General features: G+C 58.1%; 28 protein-coding genes and 3 tRNA genes. 25 read left to right on the top strand and 6 right to left on the bottom strand.

Features of this window, described 5'->3' with window-relative positions:
- Positions 1-64 precede the first annotated feature (64 nt).
- Positions 65-913, top strand: coding sequence for a DNA/RNA non-specific endonuclease (locus QIT27_RS05450; protein WP_371825103.1), 849 nt, complete (start codon positions 65-67; stop codon positions 911-913).
- A gap of 201 nt (positions 914-1,114) precedes the next feature.
- Here the strand turns inward: QIT27_RS05450 and QIT27_RS05455 are convergent.
- The 3 genes from QIT27_RS05455 to QIT27_RS05465 form a co-directional block, all read right to left on the bottom strand.
- A tRNA-Leu gene (locus tag QIT27_RS05455) sits at positions 1,115-1,201 on the bottom strand.
- Between the two features lie 46 nt (positions 1,202-1,247).
- Positions 1,248-1,334 (bottom strand) — tRNA-Leu (locus QIT27_RS05460).
- An 87-nt stretch (positions 1,335-1,421) separates the two neighbouring features.
- Positions 1,422-1,508: transfer RNA gene (locus QIT27_RS05465), tRNA-Leu, on the bottom strand.
- Positions 1,509-1,778: 270 nt separating this feature from the next.
- Here QIT27_RS05465 and rnr point away from each other — a divergent pair.
- The 9 genes from rnr (at position 1,779) to QIT27_RS05510 (ending at position 9,501) form a co-directional block, all read left to right on the top strand.
- Positions 1,779-4,163 (top strand): ribonuclease R, encoded by a 2,385-nt coding sequence (gene rnr, locus QIT27_RS05470; RefSeq protein WP_253018097.1) that lies wholly within the window; start codon positions 1,779-1,781, stop codon positions 4,161-4,163.
- 2 nt (positions 4,164-4,165) lie between these two features.
- Positions 4,166-4,960: a 23S rRNA (guanosine(2251)-2'-O)-methyltransferase RlmB gene (gene rlmB / locus QIT27_RS05475; protein ID WP_285263136.1), complete on the top strand. Its 795-nt coding sequence runs from the start codon at positions 4,166-4,168 to the stop codon at positions 4,958-4,960.
- A 211-nt stretch (positions 4,961-5,171) separates the two neighbouring features.
- Positions 5,172-5,549, top strand: a complete 378-nt coding sequence (gene rpsF / locus QIT27_RS05480; RefSeq protein WP_044628490.1) for a 30S ribosomal protein S6 — start codon at positions 5,172-5,174, stop codon at positions 5,547-5,549.
- Positions 5,550-5,582: 33 nt separating this feature from the next.
- On the top strand, positions 5,583-5,810 hold the full coding sequence (rpsR, locus tag QIT27_RS05485; RefSeq protein WP_009097135.1) for a 30S ribosomal protein S18: 228 nt from the start codon (positions 5,583-5,585) through the stop codon (positions 5,808-5,810).
- Between the two features lie 12 nt (positions 5,811-5,822).
- Positions 5,823-6,674 (top strand): hypothetical protein, encoded by an 852-nt coding sequence (locus QIT27_RS05490; RefSeq protein ID WP_285263161.1) that lies wholly within the window; start codon positions 5,823-5,825, stop codon positions 6,672-6,674.
- 15 nt (positions 6,675-6,689) lie between these two features.
- Positions 6,690-7,136: a 50S ribosomal protein L9 gene (gene rplI, locus QIT27_RS05495; RefSeq protein WP_044628492.1), complete on the top strand. Its 447-nt coding sequence runs from the start codon at positions 6,690-6,692 to the stop codon at positions 7,134-7,136.
- A 158-nt stretch (positions 7,137-7,294) separates the two neighbouring features.
- On the top strand, positions 7,295-8,683 hold the full coding sequence (dnaB, locus tag QIT27_RS05500) for a replicative DNA helicase (RefSeq protein ID WP_139526810.1): 1,389 nt from the start codon (positions 7,295-7,297) through the stop codon (positions 8,681-8,683).
- Positions 8,684-8,765: 82 nt separating this feature from the next.
- The gene (locus QIT27_RS05505; RefSeq protein WP_044628494.1) at positions 8,766-9,059 is read left to right on the top strand and encodes a hypothetical protein; all 294 of its coding nucleotides are present in this window, start codon (positions 8,766-8,768) and stop codon (positions 9,057-9,059) included.
- Positions 9,060-9,198: 139 nt separating this feature from the next.
- Positions 9,199-9,501: a DUF6482 family protein gene (locus QIT27_RS05510; RefSeq protein WP_159342762.1), complete on the top strand. Its 303-nt coding sequence runs from the start codon at positions 9,199-9,201 to the stop codon at positions 9,499-9,501.
- Between the two features lie 13 nt (positions 9,502-9,514).
- On the opposite strand, the gene QIT27_RS05515 is transcribed toward QIT27_RS05510, so the two are convergent.
- Positions 9,515-9,919 (bottom strand): thiol-disulfide oxidoreductase DCC family protein, encoded by a 405-nt coding sequence (locus QIT27_RS05515; protein ID WP_159342761.1) that lies wholly within the window; start codon positions 9,917-9,919, stop codon positions 9,515-9,517.
- The gene (locus QIT27_RS05520; RefSeq protein ID WP_285263137.1) at positions 9,916-11,529 is read right to left on the bottom strand and encodes a cryptochrome/photolyase family protein; all 1,614 of its coding nucleotides are present in this window, start codon (positions 11,527-11,529) and stop codon (positions 9,916-9,918) included. Before QIT27_RS05520 ends, QIT27_RS05515 begins: the two co-directional genes overlap by 4 nt.
- A 109-nt stretch (positions 11,530-11,638) precedes the next feature.
- Here QIT27_RS05520 and hemH point away from each other — a divergent pair, with 109 nt between their 5' ends.
- The 13 genes from hemH (at position 11,639) to rloA3 (ending at position 22,997) form a co-directional block, all read left to right on the top strand.
- Complete coding sequence (gene hemH, locus QIT27_RS05525) at positions 11,639-12,718, top strand: ferrochelatase (protein ID WP_159342759.1); 1,080 nt, start codon at positions 11,639-11,641, stop codon at positions 12,716-12,718.
- A gap of 200 nt (positions 12,719-12,918) precedes the next feature.
- The gene (locus tag QIT27_RS05530) at positions 12,919-15,267 is read left to right on the top strand and encodes a putative monovalent cation/H+ antiporter subunit A (RefSeq protein WP_285263138.1); all 2,349 of its coding nucleotides are present in this window, start codon (positions 12,919-12,921) and stop codon (positions 15,265-15,267) included.
- A complete protein-coding gene (locus QIT27_RS05535; protein WP_159342757.1) occupies positions 15,260-15,691 on the top strand; it encodes a Na+/H+ antiporter subunit B in 432 nt (143 codons plus the stop codon). Before QIT27_RS05530 ends, QIT27_RS05535 begins: the two co-directional genes overlap by 8 nt.
- A gap of 33 nt (positions 15,692-15,724) precedes the next feature.
- Positions 15,725-16,072 (top strand): Na+/H+ antiporter subunit C, encoded by a 348-nt coding sequence (locus tag QIT27_RS05540; protein WP_159342756.1) that lies wholly within the window; start codon positions 15,725-15,727, stop codon positions 16,070-16,072.
- Positions 16,069-17,670, top strand: a complete 1,602-nt coding sequence (locus tag QIT27_RS05545) for a Na+/H+ antiporter subunit D (protein WP_285263140.1) — start codon at positions 16,069-16,071, stop codon at positions 17,668-17,670. Before QIT27_RS05540 ends, QIT27_RS05545 begins: the two co-directional genes overlap by 4 nt.
- A complete protein-coding gene (locus tag QIT27_RS05550; RefSeq protein ID WP_159342754.1) occupies positions 17,667-18,140 on the top strand; it encodes a Na+/H+ antiporter subunit E in 474 nt (157 codons plus the stop codon). Before QIT27_RS05545 ends, QIT27_RS05550 begins: the two co-directional genes overlap by 4 nt.
- Positions 18,140-18,409: an MrpF/PhaF family protein gene (locus QIT27_RS05555; protein ID WP_044628502.1), complete on the top strand. Its 270-nt coding sequence runs from the start codon at positions 18,140-18,142 to the stop codon at positions 18,407-18,409. The genes QIT27_RS05550 and QIT27_RS05555 overlap by 1 nt, the downstream gene beginning before the upstream one ends.
- Positions 18,402-18,806 (top strand): monovalent cation/H(+) antiporter subunit G, encoded by a 405-nt coding sequence (gene mnhG, locus QIT27_RS05560; protein WP_044628503.1) that lies wholly within the window; start codon positions 18,402-18,404, stop codon positions 18,804-18,806. The genes QIT27_RS05555 and mnhG overlap by 8 nt, the downstream gene beginning before the upstream one ends.
- Before the next feature lie 194 nt (positions 18,807-19,000).
- A complete protein-coding gene (locus tag QIT27_RS05565; protein ID WP_083025732.1) occupies positions 19,001-19,177 on the top strand; it encodes a DUF2256 domain-containing protein in 177 nt (58 codons plus the stop codon).
- A complete protein-coding gene (locus tag QIT27_RS05570) occupies positions 19,161-20,582 on the top strand; it encodes a DASH family cryptochrome (protein ID WP_253018102.1) in 1,422 nt (473 codons plus the stop codon). Before QIT27_RS05565 ends, QIT27_RS05570 begins: the two co-directional genes overlap by 17 nt.
- A 2-nt stretch (positions 20,583-20,584) precedes the next feature.
- The gene (locus QIT27_RS05575) at positions 20,585-21,031 is read left to right on the top strand and encodes a DUF3429 domain-containing protein (RefSeq protein ID WP_159342752.1); all 447 of its coding nucleotides are present in this window, start codon (positions 20,585-20,587) and stop codon (positions 21,029-21,031) included.
- A 59-nt stretch (positions 21,032-21,090) separates the two neighbouring features.
- Positions 21,091-22,374 (top strand): lytic murein transglycosylase, encoded by a 1,284-nt coding sequence (locus QIT27_RS05580; protein ID WP_285263141.1) that lies wholly within the window; start codon positions 21,091-21,093, stop codon positions 22,372-22,374.
- A 68-nt stretch (positions 22,375-22,442) separates the two neighbouring features.
- A complete protein-coding gene (rloA3, locus tag QIT27_RS05585; RefSeq protein WP_502875185.1) occupies positions 22,443-22,997 on the top strand; it encodes a retropepsin-like aspartic peptidase RloA3 in 555 nt (184 codons plus the stop codon).
- A gap of 19 nt (positions 22,998-23,016) precedes the next feature.
- Here the strand turns inward: rloA3 and QIT27_RS05590 are convergent, their stop codons facing one another.
- Positions 23,017-23,727, bottom strand: coding sequence for a 16S rRNA (uracil(1498)-N(3))-methyltransferase (locus QIT27_RS05590; RefSeq protein WP_253018107.1), 711 nt, complete (start codon positions 23,725-23,727; stop codon positions 23,017-23,019).
- A gap of 135 nt (positions 23,728-23,862) precedes the next feature.
- On the opposite strand from QIT27_RS05590, the gene phaR reads away from it, so the two are divergent.
- Positions 23,863-24,327 (top strand): polyhydroxyalkanoate synthesis repressor PhaR, encoded by a 465-nt coding sequence (gene phaR / locus QIT27_RS05595; RefSeq protein ID WP_159342748.1) that lies wholly within the window; start codon positions 23,863-23,865, stop codon positions 24,325-24,327.
- 69 nt (positions 24,328-24,396) lie between these two features.
- Positions 24,397-25,683, top strand: coding sequence for a phosphoribosylamine--glycine ligase (gene purD / locus QIT27_RS05600; protein ID WP_285263142.1), 1,287 nt, complete (start codon positions 24,397-24,399; stop codon positions 25,681-25,683).
- Positions 25,684-25,717 lie beyond the last annotated feature (34 nt).

Below are 25,717 nucleotides of genomic sequence, written 5' to 3' on the forward strand. Positions count from 1 at the left end.
CAACGGATAGACGAGTGGATGAAAAGAATATCGTAGGGGAGTGACTTCGTTGGGGAATTCGTTCGTGCGCTGGCGTCGCCAAGGGCGACGTCTGGGCATTGCTGTGCTGTTTGTAATCGTAGGTACTGGTCTGTGGGAGTTTCAGGGCCGTCAACATCAAGATGCGTACACGTGGAAAGGCGTGCCCACGTGGGAGTCGTTTCAACCGACGACGTTTCATCGCGTATTGCGCAACGATGGGTTTTTAGCGGGATGGTCGGATGTGCGCGTCGGGGCGCTGTGGGTCAGCTACCAAGTCACCGCCGTGCCAGACGATACGCGCATCGGCAGTCGGCCCAATTTCCAAGCAGACTGGCGCACGCTATGGCCCGTAGATACGGACAGCTATTCCGGCAGTGGCTACGACCGAGGGCATCTAGCCCCCAACTATGCCATTGCCGCCGTGCATGGCCGCCGTGCGCAAATCGATACCTTCTTGATGAGCAACATGGCGCCTCAACGGCCTAATTTGAATCGTCAGCTTTGGCAGCGTTTGGAAGAGTCGGTCATGGACCACTTTGCCCCTCGCTTCGAGCGCTTGCAGGTAATCACTGGGCCCATCTACCCGGAGCACTTTATGGATAACGTGTTCAATCGCGTGGGTTTCGTGGAAGTGCCGTCGGCGTTTTATAAAATCATCGTCGCCCCTCACGAAGAGGCGCCATTAGCGCTAGCGTTCATCATGCCTCAAGACGTAAGAGGCAACGAGCCGCTGGATGACTATCTCGTCACTATCGATGAGGTGGAAGCGCGAACGGGACTGGATTTCTTTCCTGATTTGACACCCGCAATGGAATCCGTACTCGAAGGTGAGTTGCGCACCCAAGGCTGGGCGTTGGAAGAGGTGGCGCGTCGTCCCGGGCGCTATCAGTAAATCGTCGGGCGAGGGCTTGACCCTCGCTTGTCGCAATGCGCCACCGTGTTAACGTGCAGGCGCGACAACACACCACGCTAGGGCGGTGATATCGGAAAAGCGCATAGGGCACGTGGCTTATACTAGAAAAAATACACAGAGAAGAAGAAAAACAAGAGGGGATAGCATGAATGAAAGAGTGATGCGGAAGGGACCATGTCATGGTGCCCAGGAGAGGACTTGAACCTCCACGTCCGTACGGACACTAGCACCTGAAGCTAGCGCGTCTACCAATTCCGCCACCTGGGCGCATCATCTTTTCGTTTGCAGTTACAGCGCGGCGTTTATATTCGCATGGTGCCCAGGAGAGGACTTGAACCTCCACGACCATACGGTCACTAGCACCTGAAGCTAGCGCGTCTACCAATTCCGCCACCTGGGCGAATACAAACTAACCTTCTACTGCTGTCACCGCTAACTTGCCGCTGCACCTTATAACGTCATGAAAAGGGGATAACATGATGTTATTTGGTGCCCAGAAGAGGACTTGAACCTCCACGACCATACGGTCACTAGCACCTGAAGCTAGCGCGTCTACCAATTCCGCCATCTGGGCAAGTGGCGCGTATGATACCGGGGCCGTGGTTAAATGCAAGCCCTGAGGCGAATTTTTTAACACTGAAATCATGTTAATGCAGCGCTAGGTGGTTGGGTGATTGAACCGGCAGCGCTATACTGCGCCCATGACCAAACAAAACATGACACGCGCTAGCTCATTAACCGCTTGCGCCGACGCCAATAGCGTCGATACCGAATCCCGCCCGCAGTGCCAAGCCGCTGCGCTAACTGTCCGCCTCCCGCAAACGCCATCAAGGATGTTGATCGCATGAAGTACTGGACGTTGAGTGATGATCCGCACGCCGAGCGCGAGGCGCAAAAGTACGATAACCCTGCGCCCAGCCGCGAATACTTATTGGCTGCCTTAGAAAGTTATGGCAAGCCCATTACCCATGAAAACATGAGCCGCATGCTGGGCATCGAGGATGAAGACCATCTCGAAGCCGTGCGTCGGCGCATGGCGGCCATGGAGCGCGACGGGCAGGTGCTACGGGACCGTCGTGGCGCCTACGCGCTCATCGACAAGCTCGACCTAATCAAAGGTAAGGTCTTGGGGCATCGCGATGGTTTTGGTTTCGTGCTGCGGGATGACGGTAAGAAGCCAGATCTCGTGTTGCCGCCACGCCAAATGCGCCGTGTCTTTCACGGTGATCACGTGCTGGTGCGCATCAGTGGCCGTGACCGTCGCGGCCGTGACGAAGCCACCATTGCCGATGTCATCGCGCGCAATACCCAAACCATCGTGGGTGTCTACCGCAGCAATACCCCGGAGTTTGGGGTGCTGATTCCCGAAAACCCGCGCATTACGCAAGAAGTCATCATTCCGCACACCTCCTGTGGGGGGGCAAAGGATGGTCAGGTCATTTCGGCCAGGATCGTGCAGCAGCCCGCTACTCGGGTGCAGCCGGTGGGTGAGGTGATCGAAGTGCTGGGCGAGCGTATGGATCCCGGCATGGAGATCGATATTGCCATCCGCAGCTACGACATCCCTGCCGAGTTTCCGCCAGAGGTGCTGGATCAAACCAGCGACATCTCTGCAGAGGTCTTGGAGGAGGATAAACAGCATCGCGTCGATTTGCGTGATATTCCGCTCGTCACCATCGACGATGAGTCCGCCAAAGATTTCGACGACGCAGTATGTGCCTGGAAGACCAAGTCCGGTAGCTGGAAGCTGTTGGTGGCGATTGCCGACGTTTCCCACTATGTACGCCCCGGCACTGCGCTGGATGATGAGGCGCGCACGCGAGGGAACTCGGTCTACTTCCCGGGCCAGGTCGTGCCGATGCTGCCAGAGCTGCTCTCCAACGGCCTCTGTTCACTGAACCCTCACGTCGATCGTTTGGTGATGGTGTGCGAGATGAACATCTCCAAAACCGGCGCCATCAGTCGCTACTCGTTCTACGAAGCCGTAATGAACTCCCATGCACGCCTGACCTATAACAAGGTGGCGGCGATGTTGGACGGCGAGAGCGAGGAGGGCGAGGCGCTGCGTCGTGAGCATGCGGAACTGGTCAAGCCGCTCAAAAATCTGCACGAGTTGTATGGCCTACTGCGCTCTGCTCGGGAAGAGCGTGGCGCGATCGATTTCGATACCACGGAAACGGCGATCATCTTCAATGACGAGCGCAAGATCGAAAAAATCGTGCCGCGTACCCGTAACGACGCTCACAAGCTCATCGAGGAGTGCATGCTGGCCGCCAACGTGGCCACGGCGCGCTTCCTGGACAAGCACGACCTTCCAGCGCTCTACCGTATTCACGAGCGTCCCACGCCCGAGCGTTTGGACAAGCTGCGCCTGTTCTTGAGTGAGCTGGGACTTTCCGTCGGAGGGGGCGACGAGCCCACGCCGCAAGATTACCAAGCGCTTCGCGAAGCCATTGCCGACCGACCGGACGCCGATATCATTCAAACGGTCATGCTGCGCTCGATGAATCAGGCCGTCTATTCGCCTCAGAACGAAGGCCACTTTGGTTTGGCGTACCAGGCGTACGCCCACTTTACCTCGCCGATCCGCCGTTATCCGGATCTGCTGGTTCACCGCGCCATTCGCTCGGTGATTCGTGGCCCGCGTCAAACCAATACGGTCGTGCGGGTAGAGGGTGCGCCGGTAGAGCCACCGAGCAAATGGTGTCCCTATACCTTCGAACAAATGCTGGAGCTGGGCGAGCACTGCTCGATGACCGAGCGGCGTGCGGATGAAGCGACCCGCGATGTCGAGAGCTGGCTCAAGTGTGAGTTCATGTCCGATAAGCTCGGAGAGACTTTCGAAGGTACGATTGCCTCGGTGACCCAATTTGGCCTGTTCGTGCGTCTCGATGACTTCTATGTCGAGGGCTTGGTACACGTGACCTCGCTACCGTCGGACTACTATCACTACGAAGCCGAAAAGCATCGCCTGAAAGGGGAGCGTACCGGCACTACCTACCGCCTGGGGGATGGCTTGACCGTTCAGGTGGCGCGCGTGGACATGGATGACCGGAAAATCGACTTTGGCTTGGCCGATGACAAGCCGCGCCCGCGTCGCCAGCCGCGTAAGCGTCGTGGTGAAAGTGGTGGCCCCAAGGCAGCCGCTGCCCAGGATAAGCCGTCAACGCGTCGTGGCCCGCGCCGTACGCGCAACGGCTCGCGCAAACCATCAGCGAAAAAGGGGTGAGCATGAAGTCGTCGTCTCGACGCCCCCCGCGTACGGCCATTCGCACGCCGGATGGCTTGGATCACGTGTATGGCGTTCACGCGCTGGAGAGCTTGTTAGGGCGTGGCGAGTCCCCTCAGGAGCTGTGGGTCCAGCAGGGGGTGGGTAACCGTTTGAAAGAGTTGGTCGCCACGGCCCAGTCCGGCGGTGCGCGTATCAGAGAGCAGCCCCGTGACGTGCTCGACCAGCTCACCCAGGGCGCAGCGCACCAAGGCGTGGTGGCATTTTGTGCCCCTTTGATGCCCGAAGGTGAAGAGTCGCTGTGGTTGAAACTGCGTGCCTGGCAGGCATCCGCACCGCCGCTGTTGCTGGTGCTGGATGGCGTCACCGATGTGCATAACTTCGGTGCCTGCCTGCGTAGCGCCGATGCCGCCGGCGCCCACGGCGTGATCGTGGCGAAAGACAAAGCCGCGCCGCTCAATGCCACGGTCAGGAAAGTGGCCTGCGGTGCTGCAGAAGTCGTGCCGGTCTATCAGGTCACGAATCTTTCGCGCACGTTGGCCAAGCTCAAAGATGCGGGTGTTTGGATTACCGGTACCGCCGGTGAGGCGGAGGCCAGCGTGTTCGAGATCGACATGACCGGTCCTACCGCGCTGGTGATGGGCGCCGAAGGGAAGGGCATGCGCCGTTTGACCCGCGAAGCCTGCGATAATCTCGCCAAATTGCCCATGGCCGGGCAGGTGTCGAGCTTGAATGTCTCTGTGGCCACCGGTATCTGCCTGTTTGAAGCCGTTCGCCAGCGGCAGCTTGCAAGTTAGCGGCCAGCCCACTAGAATGCTTGCGCCCGTTTATTCATAAGCGGGCGTTCGTATGGATAACTCATCTGTACGATCAACAGTTCTGCTTGATGCGCTATCTCGGCTGTTCGCGGCCTAGAAAGGGCATTTCAGTTAACTCCTTGCTTCCCTGTCGCCGTTGAGGTATCTGCCCCAGCGCACATCGGAAGCTGCCAAACCGCAAGGAGATTCCATGCGTCATTACGAAATCGTGTTTATGGTCCACCCGGATCAGAGCGAGCAAGTGCCGGCTATGGTCGAGCGCTACACCAGCATCGTTACCGAAAACGCTGGTACTGTGCATCGCCTGGAAGATTGGGGCCGTCGTCACCTGGCTTACCCGATCAACAAGATCCACAAAGCCCACTACGTGCTGATGAACGTTGAGTGCACCGGCGAGACTCTCGAAGAAATCGAGAACATCTTCCGTTTCAACGACGCCATCATCCGCAGCTTGGTCGTTCGTTGCAAAGAAGCGATCACCGAAGCGTCTCCGATGATGAAGCCGGCAGAAGAAAAGCGTCCGCGTCGCGAAGAAAAACCGCGCGCTGAAGCTGAAGAAACTGCCTGATTTTATCCACCGCACGTTTTAAGGAGCTAGTCCATGGCACGTTTTTTCCGTCGCCGTAAGTTTTGCCGCTTCACCGCTGAAGGCGTCAAGCAGATCGACTACAAAGATCTCGACACGCTGAAGGCTTACATCACCGAAACCGGCAAGATCGTTCCGAGCCGCATCACCGGCACCAAAGCACGCTATCAGCGTCAGCTGGCGACCGCTATCAAGCGTTCACGCTACCTGGCACTGCTGCCCTACTCCGATAGCCACCAGTAAGCGTTTAACGTGATGCTGGCACTAGCAAGATGGCTGATGCGTGGTACGCCCTATGCCGCAGGCGGGGCAGCGCTAGCAGCGTTAGTGCCCTGGCTGTTTTGGTTAGGTGCGGCCATTGCGGCGTTAGTGACGCTGCGCAAGGGCTTTGCTCCCGCGCTTCCCGTCATTATCGCTGCGGCATTACCAGCCGGTTTCTGGTGGGCGCAGGGTGATGTGATTCCGCTGGCGAGCGTACTACTCGTTTCGCTCATGGCGGTCATATTGCGCGAGAGGATGCGCTGGAGTGAAGCCTTGATCGTTGGCACCTTAGCGGCCGCGGTCATGGTGCAGCTTGGCATCTTCAGCCCACCGGGCGGCACAGAGCTCATGCTGGAGCAGTTGCGCGAGAGCTCGGAAGAGATCGACCGCATGCTCACAGAGTTTGCCAACCAAGGCGTCGACACGACGACTCTGGCCTCCATGGTGATCGGGGGCGTAACGGGGTTGGTTGTGCTGTTAGCGGCCATCGCATGTTTGGCGCTAGCACGCAGCTGGCAGGCTGGGCTTTATAACCCAGGCGGCTTTCGTGAAGAGTTCCATGCGCTGCGCCTGGCTCCCAAAGAACTCGCTATTTTAGTAGTGCTTGGGGTGGCAGGTATGGTGCTAGGTGCGCAGGCGCTGGCCATGCTTAGCTGGATTCCGCTGTTGATAGCCGGTATTGCGTTAGTGCACGGGTTTATTGGAATAAAGGGGATGAACGGGCTGTGGCTGGTAGCATTTTATGTGCTGCTGATCACGACCTGGCCCATGATTCTCATTGTGCTGCTGTTGGGGCTGATCGATACATTCGCGAACGTTCGCGCACGCCTTGCCCGCAGCAATTGACAAGAGGTTTACGAGATGGAAGTCATTCTGCTCGACAACATTGGTAAGCTGGGCGGCCTGGGTGACAAGGTCACTGTTAAGCCCGGTTATGGTCGTAACTACTTGGTGCCTTACGGCTTAGCCGTACCGGCCACCAAAGAAAACGTAGAAGCGTTTGAAGCACAGCGTGCCGAGCTCGAAGCTCAAGCCGCTGAGCGTAAAGCAGAAGCCCAAGCACGCGCTGAGCAACTGAACGACATCGAACTGTCGTTGGTTTCTAAAGCGGGCGACGAAGGCAAGCTGTTCGGCTCTATCGGTCCGCGTGATCTGGCCGACGCCATCTCCTCTGCTGGCATCGAAGTTGCCAAGAGCGAAGTGCGTATGCCGCAGGGCCCGATTCGTCAAACTGGCGAATACGACATCGACCTCCACCTGCATGCAGAAGTGGACGCCGTTGTACGCGTAGTGGTTGTCGCCGAGTAATCTCGCTCGTCAACGCTAACGCCTCAAAGGGCGCGGGACCTCCCGCGCCCTTTGTCTTTTCTGAGCCGCTGACGAGTGTGATTCGGCCAGTGGTGTGAAGGAAGCAGCCCGGCTAAGATAAGCGCCGTTGGCAATGCGTTACTTTTAAGGAGCTCGCTATGCAGGACCAGCCCTCTGCTGATCAGGAAACGGCGGCGTTAAAGCTGCCGCCGCACTCGCTAGAGGCGGAGCAGTCGGTGTTAGGCGGGCTCATGCTAGATAACCAAGCCTGGGATAACGTATCCGAGCGTTTGGTAGCAGACGATTTTTATCGCTATGAGCACCGTTTGGTGTTCAACGTCATGATTCACTTGGCGGAATCGGGACAGCCGCTCGATGTCGTTACGCTTTCTGAAGCGCTGGAAGCGCGGGACCAGTTGGATACTGTCGGCGGGCTTGGGTTTCTGGCGGAGCTTGCCCGCAATACGCCCTCGGCCAGCAACATACGCGCCTACGCGGATATCGTTCGCGAACGTGCCACGCTGCGTAAGCTGATTCGGGCAGCCAACCAAATTGCCGAAGGGGCGTTCTCGCCGCAGGGGCGACCTGCCGATGAGCTGTTGAACGAAGCCGAGCGGCTGGTGTTTCAAATTGCCGAAGAGCGCCCCAAAACCGGTGGCCCGATCGGTATGAGCGACCTGCTCACCAAAGCGGTCGACCGCATCGATGAGCTCTTCAACCTCAAAGGGGAGATGACCGGCCTCTCCACCGGTTTCCGCGATCTGGACGAGATGACCTCTGGCCTGCAGCCCTCCGACTTGGTGATCATCGCCGGGCGTCCGTCGATGGGTAAGACGACTTTCGCCATGAACTTGGTCGAGCACGCGGTCATCTCCAGCGACAAGCCGGTCATGGTGTTTTCCATGGAGATGCCCGCAGAATCGCTGATGCTGCGTATGCTCTCTTCACTGGGGCGCATCGACCAAACGCGAGTTCGCTCGGGCCAGCTGGAAGATGAGGATTGGCCGCGACTTACGTCGGCCGTCAATCTTCTAAAAGACAAGCAGCTGTTCATCGATGATACCGCCGCGCTCTCACCCAACGAGATGCGTTCGCGGCTGCGTCGTATCGTACGTGAGCACGGCAACATGGCGCTGATCATGATCGACTATCTGCAGCTGATGCAGATCCCCGGCTTTTCCGAAAACCGTACGGGGGAGATCTCCGAGATTTCGCGCTCCTTGAAAGGCTTGGCAAAAGAGTTCAACTGCCCGGTCGTGGCGCTTTCGCAGCTGAACCGCTCGCTAGAGCAGCGCCCCAACAAGCGACCCGTGATGTCGGATTTGAGGGAGTCGGGCGCGATCGAGCAGGATGCGGACGTCATCGCCTTCGTGTACCGAGATGAGGTGTATAACCCGGACAACCCGGATAACCAGGGTATTGCGGAGCTCATCATTGGTAAGCAGCGTAACGGGCCGATTGGTACCGTCCACATGGCCTTCATAGGCAAGTACACGCGCTTCGAGGACTTGGCACCCGACAGCTATGGCGAAGCGTTTGGCGATTAACTTGAGCGTCATGGGGGAGAACGTATAATGTGCACCCTCATGAGCAGTTCGCCTCGAGCAGATAGAGAGACAGGAGTTACAAATGGCAGGTGGTTTTAGGCGCGGTAACCGCAAACGTCTTCCGAAACTGGAAGGCCGTGGTGAGCTCCAGTCGCTAGAGCGCGAAGGCCCTTTCAAAGAGTGGCTGGGCATGCCCGACCTTTATCGCTACTTTTTGGTGGTAGAAGGGGAGAAGTACAGCTACCAAACCGAAGATGCTGAACTTCCCGTCGCGGTGGGCGATAAAGTGGTCTTTCGTTACAAAGAGACCAAAGGCGGTAACTGGATCGATCGTAACTCGCTGGGCAAGGCGATCGACCCGTCCGAGTATCAATAAGTCGACCATAAGTTGACGATAAAGGCAGGAACTCTTTTCTGTTATTGCCGTCTTAGGCGGTTAGTGCCAAGGTAATATAATTGTCATGGAGCCACGTCATGCTGTGCTCCATGACGATGACCAATAACAGGAGGGAACCATGGAACTGAAAGCGTTAAAACAGTTCGTCGCGAATCACGACAATTTCGAAATTCGTGTCATTACCCATTCGGGTAGCCGTTTTTATCAAGTCGAGCTGGAAGATGTCGAAGGCGAGCGTCACATGCTGATGCAGCGCGGCAAGCCGATGCTGTTTCGCTCACTGGACGACGTTTATTTAGAGCTAAAACGCGCAGGCATTCATCGCGCTTACCTGGTGCAGCACGTGCCCCAAGACGAAGTGATCGGTCGCGACGCTCATTACAGCGCGCCGCTCACCTCGCGTATGCCTCTGGTGTTTTAATTCCTCTGCTGAATCATTGAGCGGCGTTACCCTGACGTTTTTCCCACCACCGCCCCAGCCGAATACGGCGACGGGCAAAGAAACGGTAGCCTGCATCCATCATGCTGCGCAGGCCCGGTAAGCAAGATAGCCTTACCAGCCGCCGGTAGCCCAACACCGCATAGAGGGCCCGGCTGGCGTCCATACCGATGAACCATCTCCCCTCGCGATCTTGCAAATGCAGTTGGCCCATCATGGTGTCGAAACTGCGGCCTACCTCCTCTGGTTTGAACTCGCTGCTCTGAATATCGACGAGCCGAACGCGTGACCGATGGCGATGTTTGGCAAGCCAAGCGACTTCCACTCGGCAAAAGGGGCAGTGCCCGTCATGGTAGAGCGTGACCGGGGCCTGGGCATCTAGCGTGGCGAAGCGGCTCATGAGCGTTTCTCCGAGTCAGACGTAGAGGAGGAGTGTTGGGCTGTAGAGGCATAGCCCTTCGTGTGCGCCGGTTGGCCGTAACCGGCGCTGGTGGGTAGTTTGGCAAGGAATTGCTCGGCCTGCTGGCGAATGGCCTCGCGCTTCTCCTCTTTCATGCGTCCTAGCGATCCATAGATGAGCTTCATTCGTGGGTTACGGTTGAGCTGTTCCGCATTGGTTTCCAAAAAATGCCAGTAAAGGCTGTTGAAGGGGCAGGCTTTGGGGCCGGTCATCTGTTTGGGGGAGTAGCGACAGTGTTGGCAGTGATCAGACATTTTGTCGATGTATTTACCCGAGGCGCAGTAAGGCTTGGAGCCCATCAAGCCACCATCGGCGTGCAGCACCATGCCCAGCGTGTTGGGCAGTTCGACCCATTCGCAAGCATCGGCATATACGGCGAGGTACCAATCGCACAGCGCTTCAGGCTTGACGCCGCACAGCAGAGCAAAGTTGCCGGTGACCATGAGGCGCTGAATATGATGCGCGTAGCTATTGTCGATGGTCATTTGAATGGCGCGCTGGAGGCAGCGCATGTCGGTGTTGGCGTCCCAGTAAAACCCGGGCAGCTCGCGGGTGAAGCCTAGCTGGTTTGCCTGCTTGTACCCGGGCATTTGCGTCCAGTAGAGCCCGCGAACGTATTCGCGCCAGCCGAGTATTTGGCGGATGAAACCCTCTACCGCATTGATAGGCGCTTTGCCAGCATGGTAGTGCGTCTCGGCGGCGTCACACACTTCCATCGGTGAGAGCAGACCGATATTCATCGCTGCGGAGAGGCGTGAGTGATACAAAAAGGGTTCTCGGTCGCTGATGGCATCTTGATAGCGGCCAAAGTCTGCCAGCCCGTGTTCGATGAAGTGATTCAGGTCGACCAGTGCCTGCCGCCGGGTGACCGGCAAGTTGAAGGTCTCCATCGTTCCCATGTGATCAGGGAAGTGGTCAGCGGCATCCTGGAGCGCTGCTTGAGTCACGTCATCCTTGCCGTGGTTAGGCAGCGCAGGAAAGCTCAGCGATGCGTCGATGGGCTCGCGGTTGTCATGGTCGTAGTTCCACTGCCCGCCAAGCGGCGTGTCGCCTTCCATGAGCAGGCCGGTGCGCTTGCGTTGCTCGCGGTAGAAGTACTCTAGGCGCAGCTGTTTGCGGCCCTCCGCCCAGCGTGAAAAGTCGTCCGGTGTGGTGAAGAAACGGTCATCTTCCCATAGCTGCCAGGGGAGGGCGTTGTGTTGGCGCTGCTGCATATCGTTCCACAGCCGCCACTCGCCGGGGCGGGTAACGCGAATTTCATCACAGCCGTACTGGTTGGCGAGCCGCTCGGCTTCTTCTATCAGCGACTGGGTGTTATCGCCATCATTGATGCGGCTGTAGTGCACCGTATAGCCTTTGTCTCTCAAGGCGTCGGCAAAGTGGCGCATGGCGGCCATGAAAAGACCGATCTTATGCAGATGGTGCGGCACGTAGCGTGCCTCTTCGGCCACTTCGCACATCGCCACCACCGCATTGGAAGGCGCTTCGCGAAGGGTTGGCAGCGTCAGCGTGAGCTGATCACCCAGTACCAGGAGTAACGGCTTGGACATGAGTTGGCCTGCAGTTATACAAATAATGCTGATAGTATAACTTTATGCCGCGACTTTGCCGAAAAGTGTTAAGATTTTGCCCATTACGTACACCCGAGGAGTTAGCGAGATGGCCGATAGCATCGTGAAGGATCAACCTGGTGAGGGGCGCTTGGCCCACGCGCCCAGCAGCCACCCTGCCGTTCCCCGCGCCAAGGTGGGCGTCGTTCTAGCGAACCTGGGAACGCCCGATGCCACCGACTACTGGTCCATGCGTCGCTATCTCAGCGAGTTCTTGTCCGATAAACGAGTCGTAGATTATGCCGGATGGAAATGGCAGCCTCTTTTGCAGCTCATCATCCTGACCAAGCGTCCGTTCTCCTCGGGCAACGCGTACAAAAGCATCTGGAATAACGAGAAGAACGAAAGCCCGTTGCTGACCATCACTCGGGCGCAAACGGAAAAAATGACCGAGCGCCTGAAAGCGCTTTACGGCGACGATGTCGAGGTCGATTTCTGTATGCGCTACGGCAATCCTTCCACGGACAGCGTGCTCAAACGCATGAAAGAGAAGGGTTGTGAGCGCATCGTCTTCTTCCCGCTCTATCCGCAGTACGGCTCGCCCACTACCGCTACTGCCAATGACCAAGCGTTTCGCACGCTGATGAAAATGAAGTGGCAGCCCTATATCCGTACCGTACCGGCCTATTTCGAGCATCCGGCGTATATTCAGGCGTTGGCTAACTCGGTACAAGAGGCGTACGACGGCTTCGAGAGCCGTCCTACCAAGCTCGTGGCGAGCTATCACGGCGTGCCGGAGCGCTATTTGATGGAAGGGGACCCTTACCACTGCCAGTGTCAGAAAACCACGCGTCTACTGCGTGAAACGCTGGGACTGAGCAAAGAGGAGGTCGATACCGCTTTCCAGTCCCAGTTTGGCCCTGAGAAGTGGGTGGGTCCGCAAACGGTGGATCACGTTGCCGAGCTGGCGAAACAGGGGCACAAGCATATTGCCATCCTCTCTCCAGCGTTCTCTTCCGACTGTGTGGAAACCCTGGAAGAGATCAAAGAGGAGATCCACGACAGCTTCATGGAGGCTGGCGGTGAAACCTTCAGCTACATTCCCTGCTTGAATGATCGTGATGATCATATCGACGCCTTGCTGGCGGTGGTCAATAACGAGCTGTCAGGCTGGCTGCCGACACCGTAACGTCACACGGTTGCTATCAAAACCGTCTAGCGTATCGCGCTAGGCGGTTTTTTATTGGAACCGACTTTTCTAGAAAACGAAGCAGGGCTGGTATAAGGTTTGTGTATATAAAATCACACTTATTCAACGCTCAAGCAGCTTATGCAAATGTGTAAGCCGCTGGTTAGGATGAAAAAACGTCACTAGGGAGAAAGCGTCGGATGCAATTTGCCGTGTTAATGGGCTTCGTGTTGGCAGCGTTGTCGCCGCTGCTCAACCGCTGGTTTGGAGAGCGCGCAAGCCTCGTGCTTGCGCTGTTTCCGGCGCTCCTGGCCGGTTGGCTGCTGAGTCAGGCACCTCTGGTCCTCCAAGAAGGCCCGCAGTTGTTGGCGTGGGCGTGGGTGCCCTCGCTGGGTATCAGCCTGAGTTTTCTGCTCGATGGCTTGTCGTTGCTGTTTGGTTTGCTGATCACGGTGATCGGCACCTGCGTACTGGTTTATGCCGGTGGCTATTTGAAAGGCCACCCCGATGTCGCTCGTTTCCACTTGGCCCTGGTTGCCTTTATGGCATCCATGCTGGGGCTCGTACTCGCCGATGGATTGCTCACGCTCTTTATCTTTTGGGAGCTGACCAGCATCACGTCTTATCTGCTGATTGGCTTCAATCACACGGATATCGAGGCGCGTAAATCTGCGCGGCAAGGTCTATTCGTCACGGTTGCCGGAGGCCTGGCCCTAATGGCCGGGCTGGTGCTACTGGGGGTAGCCAGCGGTCACTGGTCGCTCCATGAAATTCTGCAGTCAGATGAAGACCTGCGTCAGCATGCTCTCTACACTCCCATGCTGATCTGTCTGTTGCTGGGGGCCTTTACCAAGTCGGCACAGTTCCCGTTTCACTTTTGGTTGCCCAACGCCATGGCCGCTCCGACCCCCGTATCGGCTTATCTGCACTCTGCCACCATGGTGAAAGCGGGCATTTATTTACTGGCGCGGCTGCAGCCAGAGCTGGGCGGCACGGCCATGTGGATGACGCTGCTCTCTGTGGTCGGGGCAACGACCATGCTGACCGGCGCTTTCCTGGCGATTCACCACACCAATATCAAGAAGCTGTTGGCGTACTCGACGATCATGGCGCTGGGGACGTTGACCATGCTATTGGGGATTGGCTCGGAGTACGCCATGACCGCGTTCGTCACCTTCTTGCTGGCCCACTCCTTGTATAAAGGAGCGTTGTTCATGGTCGCGGGTATTCTGGACCATGAAACGGGCACCAAAGACGTGACTGCCATGGGAGGGCTACGCAGCGTCATGCCCGTGACGGCAGTGATTGCCATGGTGGCGGCGCTTTCTCTGGCGGGGGTGCCGCCGCTGCTGGGCTTTATCGGTAAAGAGCTGATGCTGGAAGCAGCGCTAGGCGCCGAGCGCGTTCAATGGATGTTGGTGGTGTTTGCCTTCCTAGCCGCCGTGCTGACCATTGCGGTGGCGGCCATCATCGCGCTGAGACCTTTTTATGGCGCACGCCATGAGACCCCCCAAACGCCACATGAGGCGCCGCTGAGCATGCTGATTGGCCCCGCGCTGCTAGCCTTTGGCTCCCTCGCGCTGGGTTTGGCGCCAGCTATGTTGGGGGCTGACGCGTTATTGACGTCGGCCGCCACGGCCGTTGCGGGGCAGTCACTGCCGGTCTCGCTATCGTTGTGGTATGGCATCAATGTGGCGCTGATCATGTCGGTGGTTAGCCTGATGCTCGGTTTCTTGCTCTTCAAACGGTGGAACAGCGTGCGCGGCCAGCTAGCCAGATTGTCGCCCGTGATGCGCTACGGCCCTGAAGCGGGCTATGAAGGGCTGATGAACGGCATCGTGCATTTTTCGGAATGGCAAACGCGCGTGCTACAAAATGGCTACATGCGTAACTACATTCTGGTCATGCTGGTGGTGCTCATTGCGCTGATCGGTAACTCCATCCTACTGCGCCATTCGCCTCAGCTGGCGCTTACGCTAGACGTGCGTTTTCACGAAGTGATCGTGGTGGGCACCATGGCCATGGGGGCTCTGTTTGCCACGATTTCACGCTCCCGCCTGGGGGCGGTGGTATCCGTGGGGATCATGGGCTTCTCGATTGCGCTGATCTTCATTCTCTTCAGCGCGCCAGACCTCGGGATCACGCAGCTGCTCGTGGAGACCATGACGGTCATCCTGCTGGTACTGGTGCTCTTCCGCTTGCCGCGTTTCTCCAACCTCTCCACCCACCTGGAGCGCATTCGCGACGGGGCCGTGGCGGCAACCATGGGCGTGCTGATTTTCCTGCTGATCATGACCGCTTGGAGCATCGACCAGTTCGAAACCATTTCGACCTATATGGTGGAAAACAGCGCACCGCTTGCCCATGGCCGGAATATCGTCAACGTCATCTTGGTCGATTACCGTGCCCTCGATACGCTGGGTGAGATGTTCGTGTTGGCGCTGGCCGCGATTGGCGTGATCGCCATGCTGAAGCTTCGCCACGGCGGAAAGGCAGGCAACACCGCGGACGGCGAGAAAGCCAGCGTGAAGGAGCCCTATGATGGTTAAGTCAGGCACGATTATTTTGAATACGGCGGCGCGCTTTCTCATGCCGCTGCAGCTCATGTTCTCGGTATTTCTGTTACTGCGAGGCCACGATGAGCCGGGGGGCGGCTTTATTGCCGGGCTAGTGGCTGCGGGTGCCTTCACCCTGTACCTGTTCGCCTTTGGGGTGAGTGCCACTAAGGAGGTGCTGCGCATGGTCGACCCACGGGATTTGATTGGCGCAGGCCTGCTGTTGGGGATGATCTCGGTGGTACCCGCGTGGTTCATGGGGCAACCCTTTCTTACCGCCCAGTGGTGGACGATTCCGGTGATCGACTTCAAAGCCTCGACGCCGCTTATTTTCGATATCGGGGTGTACTTGGCGGTACTGGGCTCGGTCACCGGCATGGTCATGGCGCTGATGGAGGTGGATAAAGATGAGCCTTGAGTTACCCCTTCCGATGACCGCAGGAGGATACCCATGGAACCGTTGATGGCATTGGCGATTGGCCTGCTATACGCGACCGCTATTTTCATGATGTTGCGCCGCTCCATCGTCAAGCTGGTGATTGGCTTATTGCTGCTTTCCAACGCCGCCAACTTGCTGATTTTTACCACCGCTGGGATGACCCGAGGCGCGCCGCCGCTGATCCCCGAGGGGATGATGCAGCCGCTTGGCGAAGTCGCTGACCCGCTGCCACAAGCGGTGGTGTTGACCGCCATCGTAATTGCTTTTGGGGTGCTGGCGTTTGCGGTGGTGCTGATTCGCCGGGCCTACGAAATCGTTAAGGCAGATGATTTAGACAAGATGAAGGATACCGACACGTGAGGCCTGAAGTCGCACTTCCCATTCTACTGCCGCTGCTTTCGGGGGCCGTTTCGCTGATGTTCTGGCGCTCGCGGCCCATGCAGCGCTTTATCGCCGTCGCGGGCAATGTCGCGTTATTCCTCGTGAGCCTTTGGCTGTTTGTCGCGGTGTTGGAGAATGGCTACATCACCATGCAAATGGGTAGCTGGCCAGCGCCGTTCGGCATCACCCTCGTCGCCGACATGCTCAGTGCGGTGATGATTCTGCTCACCGGGATCATTGGCTTGGCCATGGGGGTCTACTCGCTGGCGACCACTGGTCGAGGGCATGAACGGTTTGGCTACTATCCCCTCATGCATCTGCTGCTGGCCGGTGTGGCGGGGGCTTTTCTGACTGGCGATATCTTCAACCTCTATGTGTGGTTCGAAGTCATGCTGGTGGCCTCGTTTGCGCTACTGACGCTGGGAGGCGAACGCGCGCAGATGGAAGGGGCCATCAAGTACGTGACGCTCAACCTGCTGGCGTCAGTGATTTTCCTCAGTGCCGTTGGGTTGCTCTACGGGACGGTGGGGACACTCAACATGGCCGATATCGCCCTGCGCATGGATGTCGCCGAACACAGCGGCATGGTCGAGGTGTTGGCAGTGATGTTCATGGTGGCCTTTGGTATCAAGGCGGCCGCTTTTCCGCTGTTTTTCTGGTTGCCCGCCTCTTACCATACGCCGCCTGTGGCGGTCTCCGCGCTGTTTGCGGGCCTGCTGACCAAGGTGGGGGTTTACTCGCTGTTTCGGGTGTTCACGCTGATTTTCGATCAGACCATGGGCTACCTGCAGGACATCATGCTGTGGGGGGCGGTCATCACCATGGTGACCGGCGTATTGGGCGCCGCCGCCCAGTACGAGTTTCGACGTATCCTCTCGTTCCATATCGTCAGCCAAATTGGCTATATGTTGTTGGGGCTGGCGCTCTACACACCGCTGGCGATTGCCGGCGGCGTGTTCGCCATCATGCACAACATCATCGTCAAGACGAACTTGTTCTTGATCAGCGGTATTACACATCGCCTGCAGGGAACGTATCAGCTCAAGAAGATGGGCGGACTCTATCGTGAGCGTCCCTGGCTGGCCGTGGCGTTTTTCATCAGCGCTTTCTCTCTGGCGGGCATCCCACCGCTATCGGGCTTCTTTGCGAAGTTCGTGCTGGTGCGTGCAGGCCTGGAGGCCGAGGCATACGTAGCGACCGGCATTGCCTTGGCCGTGGGGCTGATGACGCTCTACTCCATGGTGAAGATCTGGAACGAAGTGTTCTGGAAAGCGCTGCCGGAGGAGAACCAAGTGCCACCAACGCCGACTCCGACAGGGGACGATGGGCGATTATTGAAGCCTAGCCTGTGGATGATGTATCTGCCTGTCGTGGTGCTCGCGACGATGTCGCTGCTGATTGGCGTCTTTGCAGAGCCCCTCATGCTGGTGATGAACCAAATAGGGGAGCAGTTGATGACGCCTTCAGGCTATATCGAAGCGGTTCTGGGCGCCTCCGCCAGTGCAGAAGCGGCGCTACTGGAGCCCGTCGACATACAGGCCGAACGTGTCGATAACCACCTGGAGGAGACACCATGACGGGCGCCATTTGGAACCTTTTGCTTGGTTTGGCCTGGGTCCTGCTCAGCGGCGATTTCTCCGGGTTGAACTTATTGGTGGGGATGATTTTTGGCTACATCGCGTTGCTGCTGATCGAGCCTCAAGTCGACGGGTTGAAGGGCTATCCGGCCCGCGTGCCGCGCTTCATTGGCTTTCTTGGATTTTTCATCAAAGAGCTGGTGCAGGCTAACCTGCGCGTGGCGTTCGATATCTTGACGCCGCCGTGGCACATGCAGCCAGGGGTCATCGCTTTGCCGCTTTCGGCGCGTACCGAGATGGAGATTACCATGGTGGCCAATTTGATTTCCCTGACGCCTGGGACCCTCAGTTTGGACGTGTCGGATGATCGTAAGGTGCTGTATATCCACGCGATGTTCCTAGATGACGAAGAGGAGCTACGACGCAACTTGAAAGAGATGGAACACCGTGCACTGGAGCTATTTCGTTAATGGAAACCGTGATCTTAATCAGTCAGGTGATTATGGGGCTCGCGCTGGTACTCACGTTCGTGCGCGTGGTCCGCGGCCCCAGCCTGCCAGACCGCGTCGTGGCGCTGGAGCTGTTCTCGACGACGGTCGTAGGCCTGGTCGGCGTGTATGCCATTCAATCGGGCGTCTCCAGCTTTTTGGATGCGGCCATCGTCATCGCGCTGATGGGCTTTTTGGCTGCCATTGGCTTTGCACGCTTTTTGGAACGAGGAGGGCCGCGGGATGATTGACGTCATCAAGGGCGCCATGCTGCTCACCGGCTCGAGCTTCATGCTGTTGGCTGCCGTGGGGTTACTGCGCTTGCCCGATTTGTTGACCCGCATGCACGCCACCACCAAGGCGGCGGCCCTCGGGGTAATCCTCATCATGCTGGCCTCGGCCATGCATTTTGCCGAGGTAGGGGTCGTCGCGCGTTCGTTCGCGATCATCGTATTCATCTTGATCACTGCGCCCATTGCCGCCCACGTGATTGGCAGAGCTGGCTACTTCGTGGGCTCTCGGCTTTGGAGCGGCACGGTCAAAGATGAGCTGCGCCCTAACTACGATCCGCTCACCCACGAGCTGAAAAGCGGTATGGAGACGCAAGAAAACGCTAAGCGTCACCCACGTAATACCGATCCCGACTAACGTTAGGAGTCAACGTTATCGATGGAAGCCACCCGAGTTGGGTGGCTTTTTTTATGCCCATCGTAAAAGAGCGCAGGTGCGTGTTACGGCAAAGTCGAGGTGTCAATTTATATACAATAATTGTACTGTATAAGTTATTATGTCCATGTATTACGGCGTAGCGTGGCACAGCCAGCACGCAGCGAGATGAATAGATGAGACGTAAACAAGACTTACCGCAAAAAGACTGCGTTCAATGCCAGCGCCCATTTACTTGGCGGAAAAAATGGGCGCGCTGCTGGGACGAGGTGCGCTTCTGCAGCGAACGCTGCCGTCGCGAGGCCAAGCAGCACAGCACGCCGAGGAGGCAAGAGCATGAACAGCACGACTGATATTGTCTGGCTGCAGGACAATCTGCGCGTTGCCGACAATCCTTTATTACATTTCGAACATTCCCCACACCAGCTGCTTTGTCTGTACGTGCTCGACCAGCGTTGGTTAACGGCTGCCGTGCCGGGGGAGTCCACGCCCAGGCTGGGTCCAGCGCGGCTGCGCTTTTTATGGCAAAGCCTGATGGAACTGCGTGGCGAGCTGTTGCAGCGTGGCAGCGATCTGTTAGTGCGTATTGGCGACCCGGCCGAGGTCGTGGTCGAGTTGGCGACCACGCTCAATGCGCGGCAAGTGCGGGTAGCCGAACACTCCGGCTGTGAAGAGTCGGATAACATCACCCGTGCGGCTGCCAACCTGCCCAAAGGCTGTCAGCTCTATCGTGCGGATAGCGGTTACTTGATCGATGCCGCTGCGCTGCCGTTCGATCTAGCAGACCTGCCAGCCAGCTTCTCTGCCTTTCGGCGTAGCGTCGAAAAGCAGTGTGAAATACCGGCTCCCAAGCCTGCGCCAATCACCTTACCGTGTTGGCCCGAAGGCGCGCCGCGCGGTTTCCCGCCGTTAAAATCCGTGTGTGAAACCAGTGCAGCCTGGCAGCCCGACCAGCGTCAGGGGTTCGTGTTCGTGGGCGGCGAGTCGGCGGCCAACGACCGATTACAGCACTATATCTGGCGTCAGAACGGGGCGGAGTCTTACAAGAAAACGCGTAACGGTCTGTTGGGTGCCAACTTTTCGACGCGTTTTTCTCCGTGGCTTGCCCGTGGCTGCTTGTCTGCTCGTCAAGCGCATCGAGAAGTCAAAGCGTGGGAGTCCGAACACGGTAGCTGCGAATCGAGCTACTGGATTGTCTTCGAGCTTCTATGGCGCGACTACTTTCACCGCGCCGCACAGTTGGAAGGGGCCTCCCTGTTTGGTCGGGAGTCGCTGCCGCCAGCGAGCGAAGCCTTCGACACTTGGCGCAACGCGGAGACCGGCGTGCCGTTCATTGATGCGGCCATGCTCGAATTGAAGCGAACCGGCTGGATTTCCAACCGTGCCCGTCAGAACGTCGCCAGCTTCTTGGTAAAAGATTTGCAGGTAGATTGGCGGCTAGGCGCTTGGTGGTTCGAGCACTGCCTGATCGACTACGACGTGGCCAGCAACTGGGGCAATTGGCGCTACATTGCCGGGGTTGGGCGTGATCCGCGTCAGGATCGCTACTTCAATGTGTTGAAGCAAGCAGGGCATTACGATCCGAAAGGGCTGTACGTGGCCTATTGGTTACCCGCGCTGGAATCGTTACCCTTCGGTCTGGAGCGCCAACAGCCCTGGCGAGTGGCACCTTCTCAATTTCAACCGCCCTGCGTGCTACCGGATGAGTGGCAGCGCTGGTTGATTGCCGCAACCGAATTCGAAGAGACGGATGAGTAACGATGGCGTTAATGGAGAGTGATCGGCGCGTCGCCTGGGGATTGGGCTTGGCGGGGCTGCTGCCGTTCATCGGTGGCGGCCTCGCCGCTTGGTGGGCACCGCCTGTCTGGCAGGTCAGTGCCATCTATGGCTTTACTTACTACAGTGCCGTGATTTTGTCGTTTTTAGGGGGCATTCATTGGGGCAGTGCGCTTCAAGTGCCCCGTGACAACAACGTACGGCGGCTAGTACTGGCCATGGTGCCCAGCCTGATTGCGTGGCCTGCTTTGCTGTTCAACACGGTGACCGGGCTTTGGGTACTGTTGGCAGGGTTTCTGTTAATGGGGGGCTACGATATTAGCCGGGAAGGGCGCGAAGGCTTTCCCAAGTGGTATCTCAGCTTGCGCTGTGTGCTAACGGCGGTCGTCGCCATATTCCATCTTATCGTGTTGTGGCGCTTGTCTCTCTGAGGCTGGTAACTCGCTTGTTTCTGAGCCATCATCAGCCTCACGCTAAGGATTGCCAAGAGATGAGTACTATGACGTCAAGCCCCAAGTCATTGACATGTAATGGTTCATTACGTGCCCGCCGCCATTTGCTATGGCCGCTGTTAGCTGCTGCGGCGGCAACTACTTTTTACGCCCCTGCTGTGATGGCTAACCCCCAGCTCATGACGGAAGTCGATGCCCGCGCGGCCGAAGAGGTGCGCTACGGTAACTTCAATGAGTGGCTCCGCGAGTTCCGCCGCTATGCGGCGAACCAAGGCATTAGCGAGGCGACCCTCGCATCGGCGTTCGATGGGCTGCGCTACCGCGAACGGGTCATTGAGTTAGATCGTTACCAGCCTGAGTTCGTCCGCGCGATTTGGCAATATTTGGACAGCGCCGTATCGAGCACGCGTGTCGCCAACGGTCAGGAAAAGCTCGCACAACATCGCGACACTGCTCAGGCGATGCAGCAGCGCTATGGCGTGCCCGCTGAGATCATCGTAGCGATTTGGGGCGTCGAGAGTAACTACGGCAGCAATTTTGGTGATTTTTCGACGCTCGAATCCCTCGCAACACTGGCTTACGACGGCCGCCGCCGGGAGTTCGCCCGGGGTGAGCTGCTGGCAGCGCTGCGTATCATCGATCAAGGGGATATTGCGGCCGAGCAGATGAAAGGCTCCTGGGCCGGGGCGATGGGGCATACCCAGTTCATTCCCAGCAGTTTCGAAGCCTACGCCGTGGATGGCGATGATGACGGGCGACGCGATATCTGGGGCAGTATTCCCGATGTCATGGCGTCGACGGCGAACTATCTGGCGCGCGCTGGCTGGCAGGCAGGCCAACCCTGGGGCGCCGAGGTCAGGCTACCCGACGACTTTGATTACGCGCAAACCGACCGCAAGAGCAGCGCCGACTGGGCTGCCCAGGGCGTGCGTGCCGTTCGTGGCGAGCTGCCGACTTTCGATAGCGCTGCGGTCATCGTTCCCGCCGGAGCGAGCGGTCCTGCGTTTATCGTCGGTCCCAACTTCCGTGCGATTCTGCGCTACAACAACGCCACGAGCTATGCTCTGGCGGTGGCGACGCTGGCCGATGCCATCGCTGGCCGTGACGGTATCGCACAGTCATGGCCAAGAGATGAGGCACCTTTGACGCGAGACGATGTCCGAACGCTCCAGCAGCGGTTGAACGAGGCCGGTTACGGCGTGGGTACGGCAGATGGCATCATGGGGCCGAATACCCAAGCGGGCCTGAGGGCGTTTCAGCGTGACCAAGGGCTCGTACCGGACGGCTTCGCGACTCAGTCGCTGCTGGAGCGGCTGCGCTAGGTAATATGCGCGGCTACGGTTGTTACGCATGATTCGAATCGTCAATGCCTCACCAAGGATGAGTCGTTATGGGAAAAGCAGGTCTAGGAGTATGGGGAGCCAGCGTGCTGGCCAGTGCTTTACTGATGGGAACGAGCGCGCAAGCGGAAGACAAGGTGTTTGGTTGGGTTGAAAACGCCTACATCGAGCCGTGGGGAATTGCCGTCAAAGCCAAGCTGGATAGCGGTGCGTTGACCTCTTCACTGGATGCCCGCGACATTGAAATGTTCGATAAAGAGGGGGAAGAGTGGGTTCGCTTTCGCCTGAAGCTGGAAGATCAAGACAGTGGTGAAACGTTCAGCGACCAGATCGAGCGTCCGCTCTACCGTGAGCAAACCGTTCGAGGCGCTGGTGGCCGCGACGAGCGTCCGGTCGTGCTCATGGATGTTTGCATGGGCGATACCGTGTATGAAGAGCAGTTCAGCCTACGCAACCGTGAAGAGATGAACTACCCGCTGCTGCTAGGACGCCGCACCATCAGTCATTTAGGCTTGTTAGACGTGCGTAATACCTTCCTGCAAGAGCCCGGGTGTGGAGAAAACGCCCCCTACGTTCCCCACGACCCAGAAGACGAGCAGTCTTGATCGTCTAATTAAACATGACTCAAAACAGCCGTGACAGCAGCGCCGTCACGGCTGTTTCGACGCGCAAAATGCGTGGACCCAAGTGCATGCCTTCGCACCCTGCTTGAATTAGCTGTTCGACTTCCCATGGAATGAACCCGCCTTCTGGGCCGACCAGCAGCAGCGTTGGCGTATCGATACCGCGTGGGCAGGCATTCTCCATGCCGGGGTGGGCGACCAGCCCGCGGCGCTCTGCCAACAGCTCAGGAAGCTGCTCCTCTAAAAACGCTTTGAACCCTTTGCACAGCGTCACGTTGGGCAGCTGCGTATCCCGCGCTTGTTCAAGGCCCAGCACGAGGTGCTGGTGAATCTTGTCGGGCCGAAGCTCTGGCGATTGCCAGTAGCTTTTCTCGACCCGTTTCGTATGCAATAACGTGATCTCTTTCACGCCCAGCGCCGTGACGTGCTCCAGCGTTCGCGCCAACATACGCGGGCGTGGCAGGGCCAGCACGAGATGAACGGGCAGGGCGGGAGGTGGCGTCTCCTTGAGCTCCTCCAGTGCGAACAGCGCCTGGTCAGGGCTGAGCGCTACCAGCGTGGCCTTTCCCATGGCACCGCCCTGAATGCCTACTGTGAGTCGGTCTCCCTCCTGAGCGCGATGCACGTCATGTAGATGGGTCAAGCGGCGCGCATCGGTAATCCGAGCGTGGTGAGCGTCGACCTCGCTCGGGTCTAGCAGTATCAAATTCATAGTCGTCGTCTATTGGTCAAAGGAAAGGCGTGCTTACCACCACTAATCCGCTAAGCTGGCTTGCATGGGCGCGTGTTGCAGGCACAATAGCAGCAACGGCGACAAAAGCCTTTATCGCGTTTAAGGAGATGCGTTGTGCGCGTAATTCGTAAATATGCCAACCGCAGGTTGTACGACACCCAGCAGAGCCGTTACGTCACGCTCGAGGATCTGCGGCGTCTCATCATTGAAGAAGAACCGTTTCGCGTCGAAGATGCGAAAAGCGGCGAGGACCTGACGCGCACCATTCTACTGTCGATCATTATCGAACAAGAGCAGGCGGATAGTGAAGCCGAAGTGTTTTCGAACGATCTATTGGCGCAGCTGATTCGTGTGTATGACATGTCGTCACCGCTGCCGTTGGCGCGCTATTTGGAGCAGGGCACGCAGCTGATGCTGGAGCAGCAAAAGCGCATGCAGACTCAGTGGCAGCAAGCCATGCGCCACTCGCCCATGGAATTCATGCGTGAGTTGGCCGAAGAGAATATGCGCTTTTGGCAAAACGCGCTCCATCAGCCCAATCCATCGGACGATGACGATACGTCGGATAAGCGTTCCTAAGGCCACGTTTTACGGTCCGTTGTGGCATAATGCCGCCCATCGACGCTCTCCCGTTTGAGAAGGATACCCATGAAAGTTTTGATGATCGGTGGCGGTGGCCGCGAACATGCTCTGGCTTGGAAACTTGCCCAATCCCGTGATGTCGAGCAGGTGTTCGTCGCGCCTGGCAATGCAGGCACCGCGACAGAGCCCAAGCTGACCAATGTTGCGATTGGCGCAACCGACCTGGAGGCTCTGGTGGCGTTTGCGCAGCAAGAGCAGGTAGCGTTGACCGTCGTTGGCCCTGAAGCGCCGCTCGTCGAAGGCGTCGTAGACCGCTTCCAAGCCGCCGGTTTGACGATTTTCGGCCCCAGCCAGCGCGCGGCTCAGCTCGAAGGGTCCAAGTCGTTCACCAAAGACTTTCTGGCCCGCCATGCTATTCCCACAGCGGCCTATCAAACCTTCACGGCTGTAGAGCCTGCGTTGGCGTATCTAGCCGACATGGGCGCGCCGATCGTCATCAAAGCCGACGGCTTGGCGGCGGGTAAAGGCGTCATCGTAGCCATGAGCGAGGCCGAAGCCGAGGCGGCGATCCGCGATATGCTCGAAGCCAACGCCTTTGGTGATGCGGGCGCCCGTGTCGTCATCGAAGAGTTTCTCGAAGGTGAAGAGGCGAGCTTCATCGTCATGGTGGATGGCGACAACGTCGTGCCCATGGCCACCAGCCAGGATCACAAGCGTGCCTACGACGGCGATACCGGCCCCAATACCGGGGGCATGGGAGCCTACTCACCGGCGCCCGTCGTCACACCAGAGGTCGATGCGCGGATCATGGAGCAGGTCATTCTGCCCACCGTGCGTGGTATGGCGGCAGAGGGAAATGCGTATACCGGTTTCTTGTATGCAGGCCTGATGATCGATCCACAGGGCAACCCTAAAGTGATCGAGTACAACTGCCGGTTCGGTGATCCAGAAACCCAGCCGATCATGATGCGTCTGACTTCGGATCTGGCGTCGCTCTGCCTGGCAGGCGCCAAAAGCGAGCTGGCCGGCAAACAGTGCGAGTGGGACCCCCGCGCAGCCGTCGGCGTGGTGCTGGCCGCTGGTGGGTATCCTGGCAATTACCGTAAAGGCGACGTGATTCACGGCTTGGCCGATGCCGAACGGGCGCAGTGCAAGGTCTTCCACGCGGGGACGGCGCAAAATGCAGACGGTGAGATCACCACGGCCGGTGGGCGTGTGCTGTGTGTAACAGCGCTGGGCGATAGCGTGTCGGCGGCTCAGCAGCAGGCGTACCAAGGCGTTAACGCGATTCACTGGGACGGCGTCGAATTTCGTCGTGATATCGCGTTCCGTGCCATCGCGCGGGAGCAGTAAATAGCGGCTTTTCGAGGTCATATCGTCACCCGAC

Source organism: Halomonas sp. LC1 (assembly GCF_030247125.1).
GTDB lineage: Bacteria > Pseudomonadota > Gammaproteobacteria > Pseudomonadales > Halomonadaceae > Vreelandella.